Here is an 18,032-nt window from a genome sequence, read left to right as displayed (position 1 = left end):
CGGCACGGCCTGTCATTGATTGCCTTTTGCCCCATTCCCTGCTATCCGCCCCGCCATGGCAATGCTGATGACCAAAACCATGACCAAGATGACCACCGCGACGGCGGGGGATTATCTGGTATGGGTGCATCACAGCTGACCTGATCCAGATAAAGCCCCGCCGGACCGGACGGGGCTTTGTTTTGCAGATCACCCCGTCTTCCGCCCCAATGAAGGAAGACCACCATGAACGCACCCTTACGCCAATCCCCGCCCGCCCCTGTTATCGCCATTGTTGGTGCAACCGGCGCTGTCGGTATCGCCTTGCTGGAAAGTCTCGAACGCCGTCAGTTCCGGGTGGGCGAGCTGAGGCTGCTCGCCTCTGCCCGGTCCGCCGGACGCAGGGTCCCCTTCCGGCACGCGCTTGTGCCGGTGGAAGAGCTGACCGAGAACAGCTTTGATGGTGTCGATATCGCTTTCTTTTCTGCCGGGGCCGGTATTTCGCGGGAATATGCCCCACTTGCCGTGGCCGCCGGGGCGCAGGTGATCGACAATTCCTCTGCCTTTCGGATGTCAGACGATGTGCCGCTGGTGGTGCCAGAGGCAAATGGGGCCAGCCTGCAAGACGCCCCGAGGATCATCGCCAACCCCAATTGTATCGCAGCGATCCTGACCACCGCGCTCGCTCCGATCCATCAGCGCTGGTCGATCACGCGGCTGAACCTGTCCACCTATCAAGCGGCCTCTGGCGGCGGTGCCGCGATGATGGAAGAGCTGCGCGCAGGCACAAGCGCCAGTCTGGCAGGCGAAGATTTCACGCCAAAGGTTCTGCCCCATTCCTATGCATTCAACATCTTCAGCCATAATTCCGACATCGACCCGGAGACGGGCTATAACGGTGAAGAGCTAAAGGTCATTGCCGAGACCCGCCGCATCCTGTCCCAACCTGCCCTGCCGATCAGCGTGACCTGTATCCGGGTGCCGATCCTGCGCGCCCATGGCATCGCCCTGTCGGTCCGTTTCGACGCGCATATCACTGCCGAGCAGATCCGGGGCGCATTGCAGGACGCCCCCGGCATCAGAGTTGTGGATGATTGGGCGGCCAATCATTTCCCGATGCCATCAGAGGCGTCAGGCGAAGAAGACGTACTGGTGGGCCGTATCCGTGAAGACCTTGGCGATCCGTCAGGTCGGACCATCACGATGTTCATCGTCGGGGATCAGCTGCTGAAAGGCGCGGCCCAGAATGCGGTGCAGATCGCCGAGGTTCTGATCAAGACCCACACCCTGCGTGAAAGCACAGCAAGCGCCTGATCTGGCTTGCCTTTCCCCCGGTTTCCGGCCACCGATATAGACATGAGTAAACCCATGCATATCGGGATCGCCGGGGCCGGGATCGGTGGGCTGGCGGCAGCGTCGCTACTGGCGGCTGACGGGCATCAGGTCACCGTCTTTGATCAGTTCGACGCGCCGCGCCCGGTGGGCAGCGGGCTGGTGATACAGCCCGTGGGTCAGGCGGTCTTGGCCGAGGTCGGGGCGCTAGACGCCGCGCGCGCCATGGGCAATCCAATTTCCCGGATGCTGGGGCACGAAGAACGTTCTGGCCGCCGGGTGCTGGATGTCTGGTATGATCGCCGCGCCGGGGGCCGCTATGGGCTGGCCATTCACCGGGCCGCGCTGTTTCAATCATTGCTGGACGCGGCGCAATCTGCCGGCGCCACGATCTACGCGGGCAAAGAAGTGTGTCGCGCGGATGGGCGCAACCTGTATTTCGCCGATGGTAGTCACGACGGCCCGTTTGATCTGATCATCGACAGCGCCGGGGCAACGTCACCGCTCAGCCCGATGCGGGCCCGGCCCCTGCCCTATGGTGCGGTCTGGGGCACGGTGGATTGGCCCGAAACCGAGCTCCCTTGGGGTGAGCTGCGGCAGCGCTACCGCAAAGCCGCGCGCATGGCAGGAGTGCTGCCCATCGGGCAATTGCCCGGACAAAGCGGTCGGAAAGCTGCGATTTTCTGGTCGCTGCCCGTGTCAGCCCATGAGGATTGGCGCACGGCCGGGCTGGCGGCTTGGACGGATGAGGCCTGCACGCTTTGGCCCGCATTCGCGCCATTTGCCCAACAGATCAGCGATCCTGATCAAATGACCATGGCGCGCTATAGCCACGGGACGCTGCGCAAACCTTGGTCCCCCGGTCTGGCCCATATTGGCGATGCGGCCCACCGCGCCAGCCCACAGTTGGGACAAGGGGCAAATATGGCGCTGCTTGATGCGCTCGCCCTGGCCCGCGCGCTGCGCCATGCTGATGGTGATGCAGCGCTGGCGCTTTATGCCCGCGCCCGCCGCTGGCATGTGCGGGTTTATCAAATGATGAGCGCCGCCTTCACGCCGCAATACCAATCTGACAGCCGCTGGCTGCCGGCGTTTCGTGACAACATCCTATTCCCGCTGTCGATGATCCCGCCGGTGCCGCACATCCTAACAGCGCTGGTTTGCGGCACCATGCTGCCGCCCACGGGCCGTCTGCGGGATCAGCGACAATAAGACCCGCTGCGATAGCGCGCCGTGTCAAAGTGGAAATGATCGCGGTGAAAGCGGTTCGCCTCTGGCCCCAGCACCGTCCCGAAAATCCCGCAGGCCGCGCGCCATATCCGGCGCAGCTGCGCCCCATGCGCGGCAGAGCCCCAGTCGCTTAGCACGGTGATTTCGCGCCCATCCTGCAGCTTGATCCCGGCGATATCAATGGCCCGCCCATAGGCATGTTCCGACAAGCGCGCCCCGGACTGATTGTTGCGGTTTCTACACGCATAATGCGACACCACCCGCAGCGAGGCCGCACCACCACCTTGACCGTCAATCGCAGGTCGCACACCGCGCTGCACCCATGATTTCAACGCCGTCGCGGTCTGGCAATCCATCGTGGCCCGTGGGGTCAGTGTCACGCCTGAGACGGATCGCACCCTGACCGCCTGATCAATCCCGCAAGCGCCAGCGCCCGCGACAGGCCCCAGCGCCTCACCCTGAATGGCGGGATCGCCACAGACCTGACCGCGCCTGCGCGCGATGCGCCGTGCCTGCGCCGCCGCTGCGACAGAGGCCGGGCGCAACTGTGGCCGCAACGAGCGAAGGATCGCATAAGGGCTGTAGGCAAAAAGGTTCTGCTCAGCCCGGTACAGCGCCCGCGTCTGTGCGCCATGGGCCAGATACGGGCGCTCATAAGGGCGCGGTTCGGGGCGCAGAGCATAACTGGCCGGCGCGACGATATCCCAGTGATCTGGGCGCAGCGCGGCTGGGGTTTGCTGTGGAAACGCAAGGGGCGCCACCCCGATGGCTTTCAACCCGTCCTCTGACCATGTGACCGCATGTTGGGGCGCTGCGCTGCGCGCGACCGGGCGTATATCCTGCGCCGCCAGTGGCGCAGTAACCAGACAGGCCAGCAGACCTGCCCGCAGCATCATCCCTTTTGCGCCTTGGCCCGGCCAAAGTCCGGCGCGTCGGTATCCTGCCCCGCATCAATAATCCCGCGCCGGATTGCACGCGTATGGGTGAAATAATCAAAAAGATGATCGCCGTCCCCCTGCCGGATCGCCCGTTGCAGCGCAAAAAGCTCTTCGGTGAACCGCCCGAGAATTTCCAGCGTGGCATCTTTGTTGTTCAGGAAGACATCCCGCCACATGGTCGGGTCAGAGGCCGCGATACGGGTGAAATCCCGGAAACCGGCGGCGGAATATTTGATCACTTCGCTATCGGTCACCCGGCGCAGATCATCGGCCACGCCGACCATTGTATAGGCAATCAGGTGGGGGGTATGGCTGGTGACGGCCAGCACCAAATCGTGGTGATCTGCGTCCATCTCATCCACATTGGCGCCCATCCCGCGCCAGAGCGCCGCAAGACTGTCCACCGCCGCCCGGTCGCTGTCAGGCTGCGGTACAAGGATGCAAAACCGGTTATCAAAGAGTTCCGCAAAGCCGGATCGCGGGCCGGAATGTTCGGTCCCTGCCAGCGGGTGCGCCGGGATAAAGTGAACGCCATCGGGAATATGTGGCGACACAGCCTCGATCACGGTGCGTTTGACCGAACCGACATCGCTAACAGTGGCACCGGGTTTCAGCACCGGAGCAATGTCGCGCGCGACGGCCTCCATCGCGCCGACGGGCACGCAAAGCACCACCAGATCAGCATCTTTTGCCGCCTCTGCCGCGCTGTCACAAATCCGGTCACATAAACCGATCTCGCGCGCGGTATCGCGCGTTTCAGCAGAGCGCGCATAGCCGGTGATTTCACCCGCAAGCCCGGCCCGACGCATGGCAAGCGCCATTGACCCCGCGATCAGCCCCAAGCCGATCAGGGACACACGTTTATAAATCACGCTCATCCAGCAGCGCCCTTGAATTGCGCCACCGCATGCACGACCCGGCGGCAGGCGCTTTCATCGCCGACGGTGATGCGCAGGCAATGGGGCAAGCCGTAGCCCGCCACCCGGCGCACGATGATACCCGCCTTGCGCAGGTGATCATCACAGGCATTCGCTTCCTCTGCGTCGGCGAACCGGGCGAGGATGAAATTCGCGGTGGATGTATCCGACGGCACGCCCAGTTCAGCCAGCGCTGTGGCCATCCATTCGCGCCATCTTGCATTATCAATCCGGCATTTTTCGGTATGTTCAGTATCACGGACTGCCGCCTCTGCCGCGGCCAGCGCGGGGGCGGACAGGTTGAACGGACCACGGATACGGTTCAACACGTCGATGACAGGCTGCGGCCCGTAGCCCCAACCGACGCGCATCCCGCCCAGCCCATAGATCTTGGAAAAGGTGCGGGTCATCATGACATTCTCGCGCGATTCCACCAGCGATTTGCCCGCGTCGAACCCATCGACAAATTCAGCATAAGCCCCATCAAGCACCAGCAAAGCTTGCGGCGGAAGGCCATCTGCCAGCCGTGCCACCTCTCCCGCGCCGATCATCGTGCCGGTGGGGTTGGCCGGGTTGGCGATAAAGACCAGCCGTGTGTTGTCGGTACAGGCCGCAAGGATCGCGTCCACATCAACAACGCGCTCGCGTTCGGGCACCACGACAGGGGTCGCGCCGCAGGCATGGGCATAAATCGGGTACATGGCAAACCCATGTTCGGTGAACACGACCTCATTCCCCGGACCGGCATAAGCGTCGGACAAGAGCTTCAGCACCTCGCCAGAGCCGACACCGCAGAACACGCGGTCCGCATCAACGCCCCAGACTTCGGCAATAGCGGCACGCAGGCGCGCATGATCGGTAGCCGGATAGCGGTGCAGATCATGGGTGGCACGGCGCACGGCCTCTTTCGCGGCATCGCTTGGCCCCAGCGGGTTTTCGTTGGACGACAGTTTGAGCACATTGCTCACCCCATCCAAATGCGACGCGCCGCCTTGATACAGCGCGATTTCCATGATCCCCGGTTGCGGTTGGATGCCGTCAGCCATGTGTCCTAACCCTAACTTGTTTGGCCTCTTCTAGCGCCCTGCCCCGGCGGTGACCAGCCGCAACCGCGATGCAGGGCGTAGCGCAGAGCTACGCATGTGTCGTCCCAACGCTATGATGCCAAATCAACCCAGCATCATTCTGTCTTTGCAGGTTATGCGTGTCAGTGCCGACCTTGCGGTGCGTGCTTCACGTCGCCAGCACGTTGCGGAATTGCCAGGGGTCGGTTTCGTCGATGTCTTCTGGGAAATGCTCCCACCGGTCTTGTAGCGGTGTCCAGTCTGTATAATGCGCCTCAACCGGACCCAGATAGGGTGTCTGCACTTCAAGACAGCGGGTATGGTCCATCTCATCCGTCTCGACGATCCCGGACAGCGGGTTTTCCAGCGCCCAGACCATCCCGGCCAGCACGGCAGAGGTCACCTGAAGCCCGGTGGCGTTTTGATAGGGGGCCAGCGCCTTGGTCTCTTCGTTCGACAGGCGGGAACCGAACCAAAGCGCGTTCTTTTCATGGCCGTAAATTAGCACGCCAAGTTCATCAATCCCGGTGACAATTTCGTCCACGTCCAGAATTTCATGCACCTGCTGCTGCTTGCCTGCGCCGAACATTTCATGCAGCGACAGCACCGCATCATCAGACGGGTGATAGGCGTAGTGGCAGGTGGGCCGAAAGTCAGGCTTTGCCGCGTCGCCAACGGTGAAATAATCCGAAATGCTGATCGCTTCATTATGGGTCACAAGAAAGCCGAATTGCGGGCCGGGGGTCGGGCACCAGGTATGCACGCGGGTGATTGCACCGGGGCGTTCCATCCAGATCGCAGCCTGACAGCCGGTGTCATAGCTATGCGCATTTTCGGGGGTCCATTTCTCATGGGTGCCCCAGCCAAGCTCTGCCGGTTGGAACCCTTCGGCGATGAAACCTTCGACCGACCATGTGTTCACGAAAACATCGCGGGGGCGCGGTTTGGCGCGGGCCTGCGTGTCACGTTCGGCGATATGTACGCCTTTCACGCCCAACGACTGCATCAGCTTTGCCCAGTCTTCGCGGGCGGTGGGGACTGGATCGGTGCGCCCCAGATCACGGGTCAACATCATCAAGCCTTCCTTGACGAACCAGCTGACCATGCCGGGGTTTGCGCCGCAGCAGCTGACCGCCGTCGTGCCGCCAGGATTGGCGGCTTTCTCATCGCGGACCTTCTGGCGCAGTGCATAGTTTGTGCGTTCGGAATTATTCTCGGTCTCGAAATAAAAGCCCGCCCAGGGCTCAACCACCGTATCAATATAAAGCACCCCCATCTCGCGGCAGAACTTAATCAGGTCCAGCGAGGATGTATCGACCGACAGGTTGACGCAAAAACCTTTACCTTCGGGAAACAGCTTGCCCAGCTCATCGCGATAGTTTTCGCGTGTGATGGCGATCTGGTGATGGGTGATTCCCTGCTCTGCCAGAAACGCGGCGCTGTCGGGGTTTGGGTCAATGACGCTGAACTTATCCGCATCATAGTCGAAATGGCGCTGGATCAGCGGGAGGGTCCCCTTTCCGATGGAGCCGAAGCCAATCATCACGACATGTCCTTCGATGCGGCCGTAGTTCGGATAAGTCGTCATGACAGGGTCCTTCATTTGTAAAAGTGGCGTTGCTGACAAGGCAGCAGCGCGCGAAAGAAAATGCAAGCGGAATAGATCAGCCGGGCCGAAACATCCTGTTCAAACACGAAAAAGGCCGCCCGGGTGGGGCGGCCTTTGCAGCATTGCCGGGCAATGCGATGTAAAACGGATTAGTTCTTGGCGTAGAATTCGACCACGAGGTTTGGTTCCATCGTGACCGGGTATGGCACGTCGCCCAAAGTTGGTGTGCGCACGAATGTGGCGGACATTTTGGAGTGATCGACATCCATGTAGTCAGGCACGTCACGCTCTGGCAGTTGTGCGGCAACCAGCACAAGTTCCATCTGTTTGGACTTGTCGCGGACAGCGATCACGTCGCCCTCTTTCACACGGTAGGAGGGGATGTTCACTTTTTTGCCGTTCACAGTCACGTGGCCGTGGTTCACGAACTGGCGTGCCGCAAAGACGGTGGGTACGAATTTTGCGCGATAAACAACAGCGTCCAACCGGCGTTCCAGCAGGCCGATAAGGTTTTCACCTGTGTCGCCTTTAACCCGCTCTGCCTCTGCATAGATGCGGCGGAACTGCTTTTCGGTCAGGTCGCCATAGTAGCCTTTCAGCTTCTGCTTGGCGCGCAGTTGGATACCGAAGTCAGACAGTTTGCCCTTGCGGCGCTGACCGTGCTGACCGGGGCCGTATTCGCGGCGGTTGACGGGGGATTTTGGACGACCCCAGATGTTTTCGCCCATCCGGCGGTCAATTTTGTACTTGGCAGCGGTGCGTTTGGTCACGGCTGATATCCTTCTTGTCTCGTGCTTTGCAGCCTGATTTCAAACCCATTCAGGTTTGAAAAAGCCACGCGGCGGTTTTGAAGGGCGTTGTCCTCTCCGTGGATTTTGCCACGTTGACAGGGTTCCTTTCGCAAGGTCCACCAACACCAATGAATGCGCGGCTTATAGAGAGGAATCAGGCGGTGTCAATCAATGTTCGGGAATGGACCTCAGGTTAACCATATATTAACCTTTCCTTAAGAAACTGTTAACCATTATGACCAAAACCGCGCGCTTCCCCCTCAGAAAGCACGCATTTGGCCCCATTATAACCACAACTGAAATTTAGATGGTTAATTGGGGCGCTGCAAAGGATCAGACGTGCCCATTTTAGTTAGTATATTGTTATTGAGTTTGGCAGCGGTGTGGTTGGTGTTTCATCTGAGCGTGCAGCGGCGGCTGCGTGATCTGGAACAACAGCTACCCGCTGCTTTTCAAGCAGCCGTTAACGCCGCGTCCGATGACGGCGGCCCCGATCAGTTGACCCTGCTGAGCATCGACCTGATGCGCAAATCCCGCAGCACCCTGCCATTTGATGCGCTATCCCCGGACGAGAAACGTATCGCGTTTTATGCCTATGCGGTGCAAGAGCTGCCGGTTTGGATGATCCCCGCCGCGACGTGGCGCCTGCGTGGGGCTGATCGTGCACTGATCGGGACGTTGCGGAAAATCCGGTCTTCCCGTCCGCAGCGCCGCGAAACTTATTTTGGCGCGGTCCGTGTCCAACAGCAATTGCGCCCGACCCGAAAAACGTGACACATCAGGGGCATGTCCCAACCGGCCCCTGCCCCGCATTTGTTTCACTTTGCCGCCGCCTTTGGTGCCGGTGGATTGCTGACGTTGATGGTCCTGTTCAATGGGACTCTGGCGATCAGCGGGTCGCTTTTCTTTGCATCATGGGTGCCGCATCTGACCGGCAGCGTTGCGGCGCTGATCCTGCTGGCGCTGCTGCGCCCGCGACGGGCCAGCCCTGACCGCGCACCGCTTTGGGCGTATCTTGGCGGCATCTCGGGCGGGATCACTGTGATGCTAACGTCTTTCACCGTGAACACCGCGCTAGCCTTGTCAGGCACCATTGCGCTGGGGCTGGCGGGGCAAATGCTGTTCAGCCTGTTTGCGGATATGCGCGGTCTGTTTGGGCTGCCAAAGCGGATGCCGGGCGCGCGTGATTTGCTGGCTTTGGCGCTGATTACCGCAGGCAGTTTGATCCTGATCTTTTTCGGGCGCGGCCCATGATTTTATTTGCCGCCCTTGCGGTTCTGGCCGGTGCGCTGGTGTCGCTGTCACGCCAGATCAATGGGCGGTTGGCCTTGTCCACATCGGCGATGGAATCGTCTTTCTGGAACCATATCGTCGGCTTTGTTTTCATCACGCTGATCGCGCTGGCGGTTGGCGGGTTGTTCGCGGGTGAGCCGCAGCAAAGCCCGTGGTGGGCGTATCTGGGTGGCCCGATTGGCGTGGTTTTCATTGCGGCGGGCAGCTGGTTGATCCCCCGGATCGGGGCGACGCAGACCGGGATGCTGATCATCTCTGGTCAGATGATTTCCGGCGTTCTGCTGGATATCGGAATGCAGGCCCCCGGTGCCGTGTGGGCGCGGGTGACGGGAGTTGCTATGATCATTCTGGGCATGTGGGTTGCCCGATCCCACCCGCCGAAAACACGCCCTGAGATTGAAGAATAGCAAGAATCTGCCGATCTTGAAAATTGTTCATGGACGTTGTTCACGATTTGAGAGATAGAGTGGTTGTTCGAAACACAAATAGGAAAAACCTAAAATGAACAACACATTGAAGCTCTCTGTAATTATCGCGATTGGCGTATTCGCAACCACTGCTTCTGCAGAATGCACAGAGTCCGACATTCAGGCGAAGACAACAGAGATCTCGACAGGCATGCAATCTCTGGCTGCATCCGATCCCGAGAAGATGATGGAAGTTTCAAACGAACTGCAGGCCGCAATGACAGCGGCAGCAGAGGCCGACGATGTTGAAGCCGTCTGCACATCGCTGGACGACATCCTGGCCGATATGAACAGCTAAGACACAATTGCGCGCCCCGTTATTTTCGGGGCGCGCGACCGATCAGGTTTGTTTGCGGTCATCCACTACGTTCAGAGCGGCGACGCCGGAATTGCCCAGTTCGACGGTCGCGAATGGCCCGCCGATGCACATATTCGCCGGATCCTTGTTATCCAGCGGTGGCGTGTCGGCCAGAATTTCGGGGGCGAAGATTTCGGCATTATCCTTGGGACGGTAGCCCAGATGGGCGGCTTTGGAATTGTCCACGACCACCCGATCATTGTTCGAAATCCCCCAGACCTTGGTGAAGCCCACCACGGGCGTGTCGATGGATCGCTGCACCAGTTGGATCAGGTCGTCATAGGACAGCCATGTGCCCAGCGCCCGCGCATTGTTGACCTGCGCGCAGGAAAAGATGCGCATGCAGACGGATTCGACCCCGCGCTTGTCCCAATAAAGACTGGCGAGGTCTTCGCAGAAACATTTGGCCAGCCCGTAATAGGTGTCGGGCTTATGCGGCGCATCAAGGGTGATCACATCAGTTTTGCTGTGCATCCCGACCGCATGCACGGAGCTGGCATAGACCACCCGGCGCACACCTTTGCGATGCGCGGCTTCCCATACATTATAGGCGCCGATGATGTTGGATTGCAGGATGTCGCCCCACGGTGCCTCGTCCCCGATGGCGCCGAAATGCACGACCATATCAGCCCCGTCGAGGATGTCTTCCATCGCGCCCAGATCGGTCAGATCGGCCTGCACAAAGCGTTCGCCCGGATAGGTTTTGCCGATATCTGCCACCCGGTCGGTGGAGACGAGTGCGTCGCACATCTTGCTGAGCGGTTCGCGCAGGTAAGATCCAAGGCGGCCCGCGGCCCCTGTCAGCACCAGTTTTTTCATGTCGTATCCTTTGCCGTCTTTTGCACCCCGCCGGGTCCGCATTATGCGCTGACCGCATCATGCATCGCCGGTGCGATCAACCCCATTTGCATCTGTGATTGGGCTGACCGATTGCAAATGTAAACGCATCGTTGTGGCACCGTGCGGCGGGGTGTTTCATATTTTGTCTGGCCTTCTCTGTAAGACGTTCATTTGATACAGAAAATACCGATTTTCAGGCTGTAGGACTGCCGTCGGATTTGCATCGGACTTTCGTCGGACCGCATCGGGCGCGGCGAAAGCGTTTCGTTAACGAAGACCATCGCGCGCTTTGGTCAAGGACCGCTTAGATCACCGCGCGCTCTGTGAATGGCTCTGCCCGGTTGATCCGGTCATAGTGGAATGGCGTCAGGTCAAGGCTCTGATAAGCCCCAGAGGCGATCCATTCCGCCATCCCCCGCCCGACCGCAGGTGATTGCTGCAAACCGTGCCCCGAGAAGCCGTTGGTGAAAATGAAATTCCCGACCTCTGGGTGCGGGCCGAGGATCGCGTTTTGATCCAGCGTATTATAGTCATAATGCCCGACCCAGGAATTGTGCAGCCGGAGTGCTGCGAATTGTGGGATGCGGTGGGCGATGGCGGGCCAGACTTTGCTTTCCCACAGGCTGTGGTCGGCGATGAAATCATCGTAATCGACCGCGCGATCATCATCCGGCGGGCAACCGGCCATGTAATATGTCCCGTCGCTGCGCATATGCACGCCGGAGGGGTCGATGGTCAGCGGCAGGTCTTGGTCGAGCGGTGTTTCTGCTTCAAAGATAAAGGTATAGCGTTTGCGCGGTTCGACCGGCAGGGTGATCCTGGCCATGCGGGCGGTCAGTGCAGCGCGGGGCCCAGAGGCGTTGACCACGGTGCCACAGCCCACCACTTCACCCGATTGCAGGATCACGCTGTCCACCTGCGTGCCTGCGGCGTTGCGGTGCATCGCGATGACCGTGTTATGGATGAATTCCACACCCCGTTCCCGCGCCATCCGTTTCCACCAGTCAAAGAGCGTGTTGCCGTCGAAATAGCCTTCGTCGACCAGATTATGGTTGCCCGCGATGATGTCATCGAGGTTGTAGAACGGGTAAGCGGCGGCGATTTCAGCGGTTGCCATATGCTGTGTACCTGCGCCGCATTGCGCCTGAACCTGCTGGTTGCGGCGCAATGTGGCGGCGAAATCTGTGTTATTCGCCAGATACATATAGCCAAAGCTGTGGAACCGGAGTGGCGGGATGCGTGGATCGCCCCCCATGTAGTCGCGGAAGTTTTTGACGTAATCTGCACCGAACTGCGAAATCTGGACGTTGATTGCTGCGCTGAACTGCTGCCGCATGCAGGAATTTGTGTGCGAAGTGGCGGCCCATTCATATGACGGGTCTCGTTCGACGACCAGCACGCTGCCGTCGAAACCGGGGTTATCCATCAGGAACCAAGCGACGGAGGCCCCCAGCATTGCCCCGCCGACGATCACCACGTCATAGTTGGATTTAGCGGGGGCTTGGGTCATGTGGGCGCGCCCTTTGCCACAGCGGCGAGGATCTTGGCGACCTGTGTTTCGCTGAGCCCGTAATCGCGGATTGCAGCGTCGGGTGAGATATAGCCCCGGATCAAATCCCGTCGGACAAGCGCCGGATCACGGTCGGACGCGGCCCCGTAGCCCGCCCCGCCGGGCAGGCCCAGTGCCACGCGCCGCCCCTCGCCCACATATTGCTTGCCTTTGCCGCGCATCGGCGTCTGGTCGTCCTGCGCAATGGTGGTGGGCGCGCCGTCTGCCCCTCCTTGCCGCCCACGTGCCGGGTGATCGACCCGGTCGAACATGGCGGAGAAGTCGAATTCGTAGCCTTGCCGTGCGCCGACCTCCATATATTGTCCCAGACCGCCGCGGAATTGCCCGGCGCCGCCGCTGTCGGGCCGTAGCTCTTTGCGCCAGATGATCACCGGGCCGGTGTGTTCTGTCGCTTCGACCGGCATGGTCATCACACCCGACGGGAAGGCGGTGGCGTTCAATCCATCGACACTGGGCCGCGCCCCGGCCCCGCCGGAATTGAAGGCCAGCACCTCTGCCCGTTGTCCCTGACCCGTCACAGGCCGCAGTGAGACCTGGAAGTTGCACAGGCATCCGGCCCCTTCGGCGGGGACGGTGGCGGGCAGGATTTGATCGAGCGCGTCATAGACTGTGTCGGGGATCATATGCCCGATGATGTGCCGCAGCGCGACGGGCGCGGGGTGTGTGGCGTTGACGATGCTGCCTGCGGGCGCGCTGATTTCAAACGGGGCGAGGGATGCCGCGTTGTTCGGAATTTCCGGCGCGATGGCGCATTTGAGCGCGTAGCAGGCGTAGGCTTTGGTATAGACAAGAGGCACGTTGATCCCCTTTTTGTCGACGCCGGAGGTGCCTGCGAAGTCGCAGAGGATGCGATCGGTTTCGATGGTCAGCTGGACCTTCAGGTCGATTGGTTGATCGAACCCGTCGATGGTCATGCCGCCGCTGGCGCTTTGCCGTGGCAGGGCGGCGATCCGTTCCAGCGTGGCCCGGCGCGAATTGTGAAGGATGTAATCGCCGATGCCGGACAGGTCCGTCAGGTCGAATTCAGCCATCATTTCGGCCAGTCGCCGCTGCCCGATGTCGTTACAGGTGGCCAGCGCATAGATGTCGCCGATAACCTGATCCGGTTCACGCACATTGCCCCGGATGATCTGGATCAGTGTGTGATCGACCTGTCCCTGATCGGCGAATTTCATGATCGGGATATACAGCCCCTCTTCATAGACGCTGGCCGCATCGGCCCCAAAGCCGCGCCCGCCGATATCGACCACATGGGCGGTGCAAGCAAAGAAACCCACGTGGCTGCCGTTATGAAAGGACGGGCTGACCACCGTGATATCATGCAGGTGGCCGGTCCCTTCCCATGGGTCATTGGTGATGTAGACATCGCCCACCCGGATATTATCACGCCCGATCCGCCGGATGAAATGCGGCACGGCGTCGGCCATGGCGTTCACGTGACCGGGTGTGCCGGTGACCGCTTGGGCGAGCATCAGACCTTCGGCGTTATAGACCCCCGCCGACAGATCGCCCGCTTCGCGCACGGATGTGGAAAAAGCGGTGCGCACCAGCGCTTGTGCCTGTTCTTCGACGACCGAGATCAGCCGGTTCCACATGACCTGATTGGCGACGGTGCTCATGGCGTGACCTCTGTGATGTCGATGGTGCCGTCGGGGCGTGCCATAGCACGGCGGCTGGTGGGGATGACGATTGTGGTTTCGTCTTCGGTGATCAGGGCGGGACCAGGGATGGTTTGCCCGGCGGTGAGCGTGTTGCGCAGGACCACGTTGGCTTGCATCGCTGTGCCAAGGGCGGGATCGAAGAGGCTGCGCTGGCTGTCGCGTGTCGCATCGGTTTCCGGCGGCGTGTCCACGAGCGGCGTGGGCGTTGCGGCGTCGGTCGTGGCGTTCACGGCCCAGACGGTGATTTCGATATCCATGCCCGCGACGGGCCGCCCGAAGAGGGTGGTGTAATCAGCCTCAAACAGCGATTGGAATATGGCCGCATCAGGGGTGGCGGCTTGCTCTGCATTGAGGCTGATGGGGATTTCCCAGCCTTGCCCGGTATAGCGCATATAGATTTTGTATTCCGCGTGGATTGGCGCGCTGGGGGCGCAATTGCGCACGAAGCCTGTCGCCTCTGCCGCCAGATCGCCAAGCAGGGTTTTGACCTGATCGGGGGCGAAGTCAGAGAGTTTCATATAGACGCTGCGCGTTGCCTCAAAACTGAACGGTGCCCGCAGGAAGCCGATGGCAGAGCCAACACCGGCCCCGGTGGGCACCAGCAGCCGTTTGATCCCCAGCTTTTCACAAAGCCGCCCGGCGTGCAGCGGGGCCGCGCCGCCGAAGGCGATCATGGTGTAGTCTGCCAGATCCTCGCCGTTTTCGACGGCATGCACGCGCGCGGCATTGGCCATGTTTTCATCCACGACCTCGGCCAGCCCGTGGGCGGCGGTGTGTGCGTCCATGTCCAACGGCGCGCCAAGCGCGGTGAGTGCGGTTTCAGACGCATCCTGGTGCAGTGGAATTGATCCGCCTGCGAAATTGTCGGGGTCCAGCTTGCCCAGCAGCAGGTCCGCATCTGTCACCGCAGGCCGGTCGCCGCCGCGCCCATAGCAGGCTGGTCCCGGCTCGGACCCGGCGCTTTCCGGGCCGACGCGGATTTGTCGCATCGCGTCTACATGCGCAAGGCTGCCGCCCCCTGCCCCGATTTCCACCATATCGATCACAGGGATCGAAATCGGCATGCCAGAGCCTTTTTTGAACCGATAGGTGCGCGCTACCTCAAAGACCCGCGCGGTTTTGGGAGTCTGATGTTTGATCAGGCAGATCTTGGCGGTGGTGCCGCCCATGTCAAAGGACAGCACCTTGTCCAGACCGTGCCGTGCGGCGATATCGGCGGCGAAGACCGCCCCGCCCGCAGGGCCGGATTCCACCAGCCGCACCGGAAATTCCGCTGCGTTTTCAAGGCTGATGATCCCGCCGCCCGAATGCATCAGGAAGATCGGACAGGATGTGCCCTGCCTCGCGAGCCGGTCGCGCAGCCGCCCGAGATAAGATTTGATCAGAGGCTTGATATAGGCGTTGGCGACGGTCGTGTTGAACCGTTCATATTCCCGCATTTGCGGCGAGACCTCTGACGACAGCGAGACCATCACGCCGGGCAGTTGCGCGGCCAGCACATCGCGGATCATGCGCTCATGTGTATCGTTCAGATAGGAGTGCAAAAGGCCCACCGCGATACTGTCGAACCCCATGGGCGCGAGCTGCTCGGCCAGTGCTGCGACCTGAGCGGGGTCCAGCGGGATCAGCACATTGCCCAGCGCATCGACCCGTTCCGCCACGGTGAACCGGTGCTGGCGTGGCAGCAGAGGTTCCGGCAGTTGCAGGTTCAGGTCATATTGTTCGAACCGGCTTTCGGTGCGCATTTCGATCACATCGCGAAAGCCCTGCGTGGTGATCAGCGCCGTCTTGGCCCCGCGCCGTTCGATCAGCGCATTGGTGGCCAAAGTCGTGCCGTGGATAATCTGGCCGATCTCTGACGGCGTGATTCGCCCCTTGGTGCAGACCTGCTGCATCCCGTCGATGATCGCATCCTCAGGCGCCGCGTAGGTGGTTAATACCTTGGTCGAGAACTGCCCCTGCCCGGTTTCGAGCACGATATCGGTGAATGTGCCGCCAATATCGACGCCCATGCGGATCTGGTTTTGCATGCCCTGCCTTCCCCCGGTGATAACAAGCGAAGCCTAGGCAGATCAGTTGCTGACATCAATCATTGCAAAAGAGCGCGGTGTAAATTGTCAGCCGCGCCCATTAGTGCGGTTTTGGGGTTTCCGCATGGCGCAGCTGCTCTTCCAGTTCATCAAGATCTTCGAGGTCATTTGACGGGATCGCGTAGCTGCCGGTCAGCCATTTACCCAGATCAATATCAGCGCAGCGCTTGGAACAGAACGGTTTGAACTTTGGCTCTGCCGGTCGGTTACAGATCGGGCAGCTCATGAAAAATCCCGGATCAGCTTTGTGGGTAGCGCCGGTCGCTCTCTTTTGCGTTGCAGCTCGAACAGCCCCATGGTGGTCCAGCCCACAAGCGAGGTTTCAATCGGGTCAGAACGGAATGCTGCCCGCAGCGATTGTTCGACCTGTTTGCGGTGCGCTTTGGAAATCGACACGAAATCAACGGCGATCTGCCCGCCAAGCCCGCGCAGCCGCAGCGCACGGGGCAATGCCCGGCACGCCGCCAGATTGGCCTTGAGCGCCGCAGCCGGTGACGTGTCGTTGCCAGTGTTCACATCCACCGCAATCAGCGCGCGGGTGGCTTCGACAAACATCGTCCCTTCGCCCAGCGCCACCATCGGGTCGGACAGCCCGCCGATCTGGTCCAGAACGCCGTGGGTTTCAAAACCACCCGGTTCCGTCACCACAGAGGCGCTGGCCGTCCAATCCCGCCATGCCAATGTATGCGGCCCGTCGCCTTCGGTCAGCGCTTCTGGCGTGCTGCCTGTCGCGTCGGCCAAAACGGCATCAGCCAGATCCGCCATAGCAAGGATATCATCCGCGATTTCGGCCTCATCCGCCCCGTCGCAAGACGACCGCAGGATCAACCCGTGCCGCGCGTCAAACACATCATGCGCAAGCGCCAGCAGGGTGTCGCGTGTCTCTTCCTCGATGATCTGGCGCGAGATATTCAGCCCCGGCTTGCCCGGTGTGATGATCGCGTAACGGCTTTTGAACAGCACCCGGTCGGTGACTGGCACCGCTTTGCCGTCTTCGGCGTAGCCTGTCACCTGCACCAGCAGCGCCTGCCCCGGTCGCAGCCCTTTGCCATGCCGCAGAAACCCGGTTTCCCCATCCGGCAGGCGCAGCATCATGCCCCCCTGCCCTTTGATTGGCCGGTCACAGATGGCCCGATAAATCGCACCCGGTCGCGCGCTGCCGGGCTGGTCGATCAACAGGTCGTCCAGTTTGCCATCCACCAGATAGGCGGCGGCCTCTTGCTCCCCGATATGGTCGAGGATGATTGTTCGCCCCTTCATGACGCCCCCTGATAAAGCGGAAAACCTGCTGCGGTCAGCAGGCCAGCGGTTTCGCAAAGCGGCAGGCCGACAATCCCAGTGTAGGACCCGTTGATCCATGGGATGAATGCCCCGGCGGGCCCCTGGATCGCATAGCCCCCCGCCTTGCCCTGCCAATCGCCGCTGGCGATATAGGCGTTGATTTCCATATCCGACAATTGCTTCATCGCGACGGTGCTTTGCACGTCTTTCTGCCAGTGGCGGTCACCCCGTTTGACCGCAACGGCGGTGATGACCTTGTGCCGCCGCCCCGACAGGGCGGCAAGAAACGCCGCCGCCTCGCCCGCGTCAGCAGGTTTGCCCATGATCCGCCGCCCCAGCGCGACAGTGGTATCAGCGCACAGCGCAACTTCACCGTCGCCGCAGGGGACCGCTGCTGCCTTTTCGGCGGCGATCCGTTTGACATAATCGCGCGGCAGTTCGCCCTTGCGCGGGTCTTCGTCGATATCAGGCGGGCGGATTGCGGCGGGGATGATGCCCAGCTGCGCCAACAGCTCTCGTCTCCGGGCGGAACCGGAGCCAAGAATAAGCGACAGGGCTGGGTTGGGTGCAATCGTGGTCATGCGGTCTCAGCTGCAGCCAGGCGACGGCCGA

At 60.9% G+C, this 18,032-nt stretch carries 18 protein-coding genes; 6 read left to right on the top strand and 12 right to left on the bottom strand.

Annotated features, from left to right (window positions below):
* Positions 1–225: 225 nt before the first annotated feature.
* Together ACJ5NV_RS06255 and ACJ5NV_RS06250 are read left to right on the top strand one after the other, a co-directional pair.
* The gene (locus tag ACJ5NV_RS06255; RefSeq protein WP_411642773.1) at positions 226–1,293 is read left to right on the top strand and encodes an aspartate-semialdehyde dehydrogenase; all 1,068 of its coding nucleotides are present in this window, start codon (positions 226–228) and stop codon (positions 1,291–1,293) included.
* Between the two features lie 42 nt (positions 1,294–1,335).
* Positions 1,336–2,523, top strand: coding sequence for an FAD-dependent oxidoreductase (locus ACJ5NV_RS06250; RefSeq protein ID WP_411642772.1), 1,188 nt, complete (start codon positions 1,336–1,338; stop codon positions 2,521–2,523).
* Here the strand turns inward: ACJ5NV_RS06250 and ACJ5NV_RS06245 are convergent.
* From ACJ5NV_RS06245 to rpsD, 5 genes are all read right to left on the bottom strand, one after another.
* Positions 2,511–3,437, bottom strand: coding sequence for an extensin-like domain-containing protein (locus ACJ5NV_RS06245; protein ID WP_411642771.1), 927 nt, complete (start codon positions 3,435–3,437; stop codon positions 2,511–2,513). The two genes, ACJ5NV_RS06250 and ACJ5NV_RS06245, sit on opposite strands and share 13 nt — an antisense overlap.
* Positions 3,434–4,357 (bottom strand): prephenate/arogenate dehydrogenase family protein, encoded by a 924-nt coding sequence (locus ACJ5NV_RS06240; protein ID WP_411642770.1) that lies wholly within the window; start codon positions 4,355–4,357, stop codon positions 3,434–3,436. Before ACJ5NV_RS06240 ends, ACJ5NV_RS06245 begins: the two co-directional genes overlap by 4 nt.
* Positions 4,354–5,442 carry a histidinol-phosphate transaminase gene (hisC, locus tag ACJ5NV_RS06235; RefSeq protein WP_411642769.1) on the bottom strand — a complete coding sequence of 363 codons (1,089 nt, stop codon included), beginning with the start codon at positions 5,440–5,442 and terminating at the stop codon, positions 4,354–4,356. Before hisC ends, ACJ5NV_RS06240 begins: the two co-directional genes overlap by 4 nt.
* 187 nt (positions 5,443–5,629) lie before the next feature.
* Positions 5,630–7,048, bottom strand: coding sequence for a homospermidine synthase (locus tag ACJ5NV_RS06230; protein WP_411642768.1), 1,419 nt, complete (start codon positions 7,046–7,048; stop codon positions 5,630–5,632).
* Between the two features lie 170 nt (positions 7,049–7,218).
* Complete coding sequence (gene rpsD, locus ACJ5NV_RS06225; protein ID WP_411642767.1) at positions 7,219–7,839, bottom strand: 30S ribosomal protein S4; 621 nt, start codon at positions 7,837–7,839, stop codon at positions 7,219–7,221.
* 411 nt (positions 7,840–8,250) lie between these two features.
* On the opposite strand from rpsD, the gene ACJ5NV_RS06220 reads away from it, so the two are divergent.
* From ACJ5NV_RS06220 to ACJ5NV_RS06205, 4 genes are all read left to right on the top strand, one after another.
* Entirely contained in the window at positions 8,251–8,634 is a 384-nt protein-coding gene (locus ACJ5NV_RS06220) for a hypothetical protein (protein ID WP_411642766.1), read from the top strand.
* A 12-nt stretch (positions 8,635–8,646) separates the two neighbouring features.
* On the top strand, positions 8,647–9,114 hold the full coding sequence (locus ACJ5NV_RS06215) for a DMT family transporter (protein ID WP_411642765.1): 468 nt from the start codon (positions 8,647–8,649) through the stop codon (positions 9,112–9,114).
* Entirely contained in the window at positions 9,111–9,560 is a 450-nt protein-coding gene (locus tag ACJ5NV_RS06210; RefSeq protein WP_411642764.1) for a DMT family transporter, read from the top strand. Before ACJ5NV_RS06215 ends, ACJ5NV_RS06210 begins: the two co-directional genes overlap by 4 nt.
* Positions 9,561–9,654: 94 nt before the next feature.
* Positions 9,655–9,918 carry a hypothetical protein gene (locus ACJ5NV_RS06205; protein WP_411642763.1) on the top strand — a complete coding sequence of 88 codons (264 nt, stop codon included), beginning with the start codon at positions 9,655–9,657 and terminating at the stop codon, positions 9,916–9,918.
* A 42-nt stretch (positions 9,919–9,960) separates the two neighbouring features.
* Here ACJ5NV_RS06205 and ACJ5NV_RS06200 read toward each other — a convergent pair whose 3' ends face one another.
* The 7 genes from ACJ5NV_RS06200 to ACJ5NV_RS06170 form a co-directional block, all read right to left on the bottom strand.
* Complete coding sequence (locus ACJ5NV_RS06200; RefSeq protein WP_411642762.1) at positions 9,961–10,797, bottom strand: NAD-dependent epimerase/dehydratase family protein; 837 nt, start codon at positions 10,795–10,797, stop codon at positions 9,961–9,963.
* A 325-nt stretch (positions 10,798–11,122) separates the two neighbouring features.
* Positions 11,123–12,328: an NAD(P)/FAD-dependent oxidoreductase gene (locus ACJ5NV_RS06195; protein ID WP_411642761.1), complete on the bottom strand. Its 1,206-nt coding sequence runs from the start codon at positions 12,326–12,328 to the stop codon at positions 11,123–11,125.
* Entirely contained in the window at positions 12,325–14,007 is a 1,683-nt protein-coding gene (locus ACJ5NV_RS06190) for a hydantoinase B/oxoprolinase family protein (RefSeq protein WP_411642760.1), read from the bottom strand. Before ACJ5NV_RS06190 ends, ACJ5NV_RS06195 begins: the two co-directional genes overlap by 4 nt.
* Positions 14,004–16,079, bottom strand: coding sequence for a hydantoinase/oxoprolinase family protein (locus ACJ5NV_RS06185; RefSeq protein WP_411642759.1), 2,076 nt, complete (start codon positions 16,077–16,079; stop codon positions 14,004–14,006). The genes ACJ5NV_RS06190 and ACJ5NV_RS06185 overlap by 4 nt, the downstream gene beginning before the upstream one ends.
* A 100-nt stretch (positions 16,080–16,179) precedes the next feature.
* Complete coding sequence (locus ACJ5NV_RS06180; protein ID WP_411642758.1) at positions 16,180–16,365, bottom strand: DNA gyrase inhibitor YacG; 186 nt, start codon at positions 16,363–16,365, stop codon at positions 16,180–16,182.
* Complete coding sequence (locus tag ACJ5NV_RS06175) at positions 16,362–17,399, bottom strand: ribonuclease E/G (RefSeq protein WP_411642757.1); 1,038 nt, start codon at positions 17,397–17,399, stop codon at positions 16,362–16,364. The genes ACJ5NV_RS06180 and ACJ5NV_RS06175 overlap by 4 nt, the downstream gene beginning before the upstream one ends.
* Positions 17,396–18,001 carry a Maf family protein gene (locus tag ACJ5NV_RS06170; RefSeq protein WP_411642756.1) on the bottom strand — a complete coding sequence of 202 codons (606 nt, stop codon included), beginning with the start codon at positions 17,999–18,001 and terminating at the stop codon, positions 17,396–17,398. The genes ACJ5NV_RS06175 and ACJ5NV_RS06170 overlap by 4 nt, the downstream gene beginning before the upstream one ends.
* Positions 18,002–18,032: the final 31 nt, after the last annotated feature.

The sequence above is a fragment of the Loktanella agnita genome (genome assembly GCF_046640325.1).
In the GTDB taxonomy this organism is placed as follows: Bacteria; Pseudomonadota; Alphaproteobacteria; order Rhodobacterales; family Rhodobacteraceae; genus Yoonia; species Yoonia agnita.
This window is presented reverse-complemented; position numbering and strand designations above follow the sequence as displayed.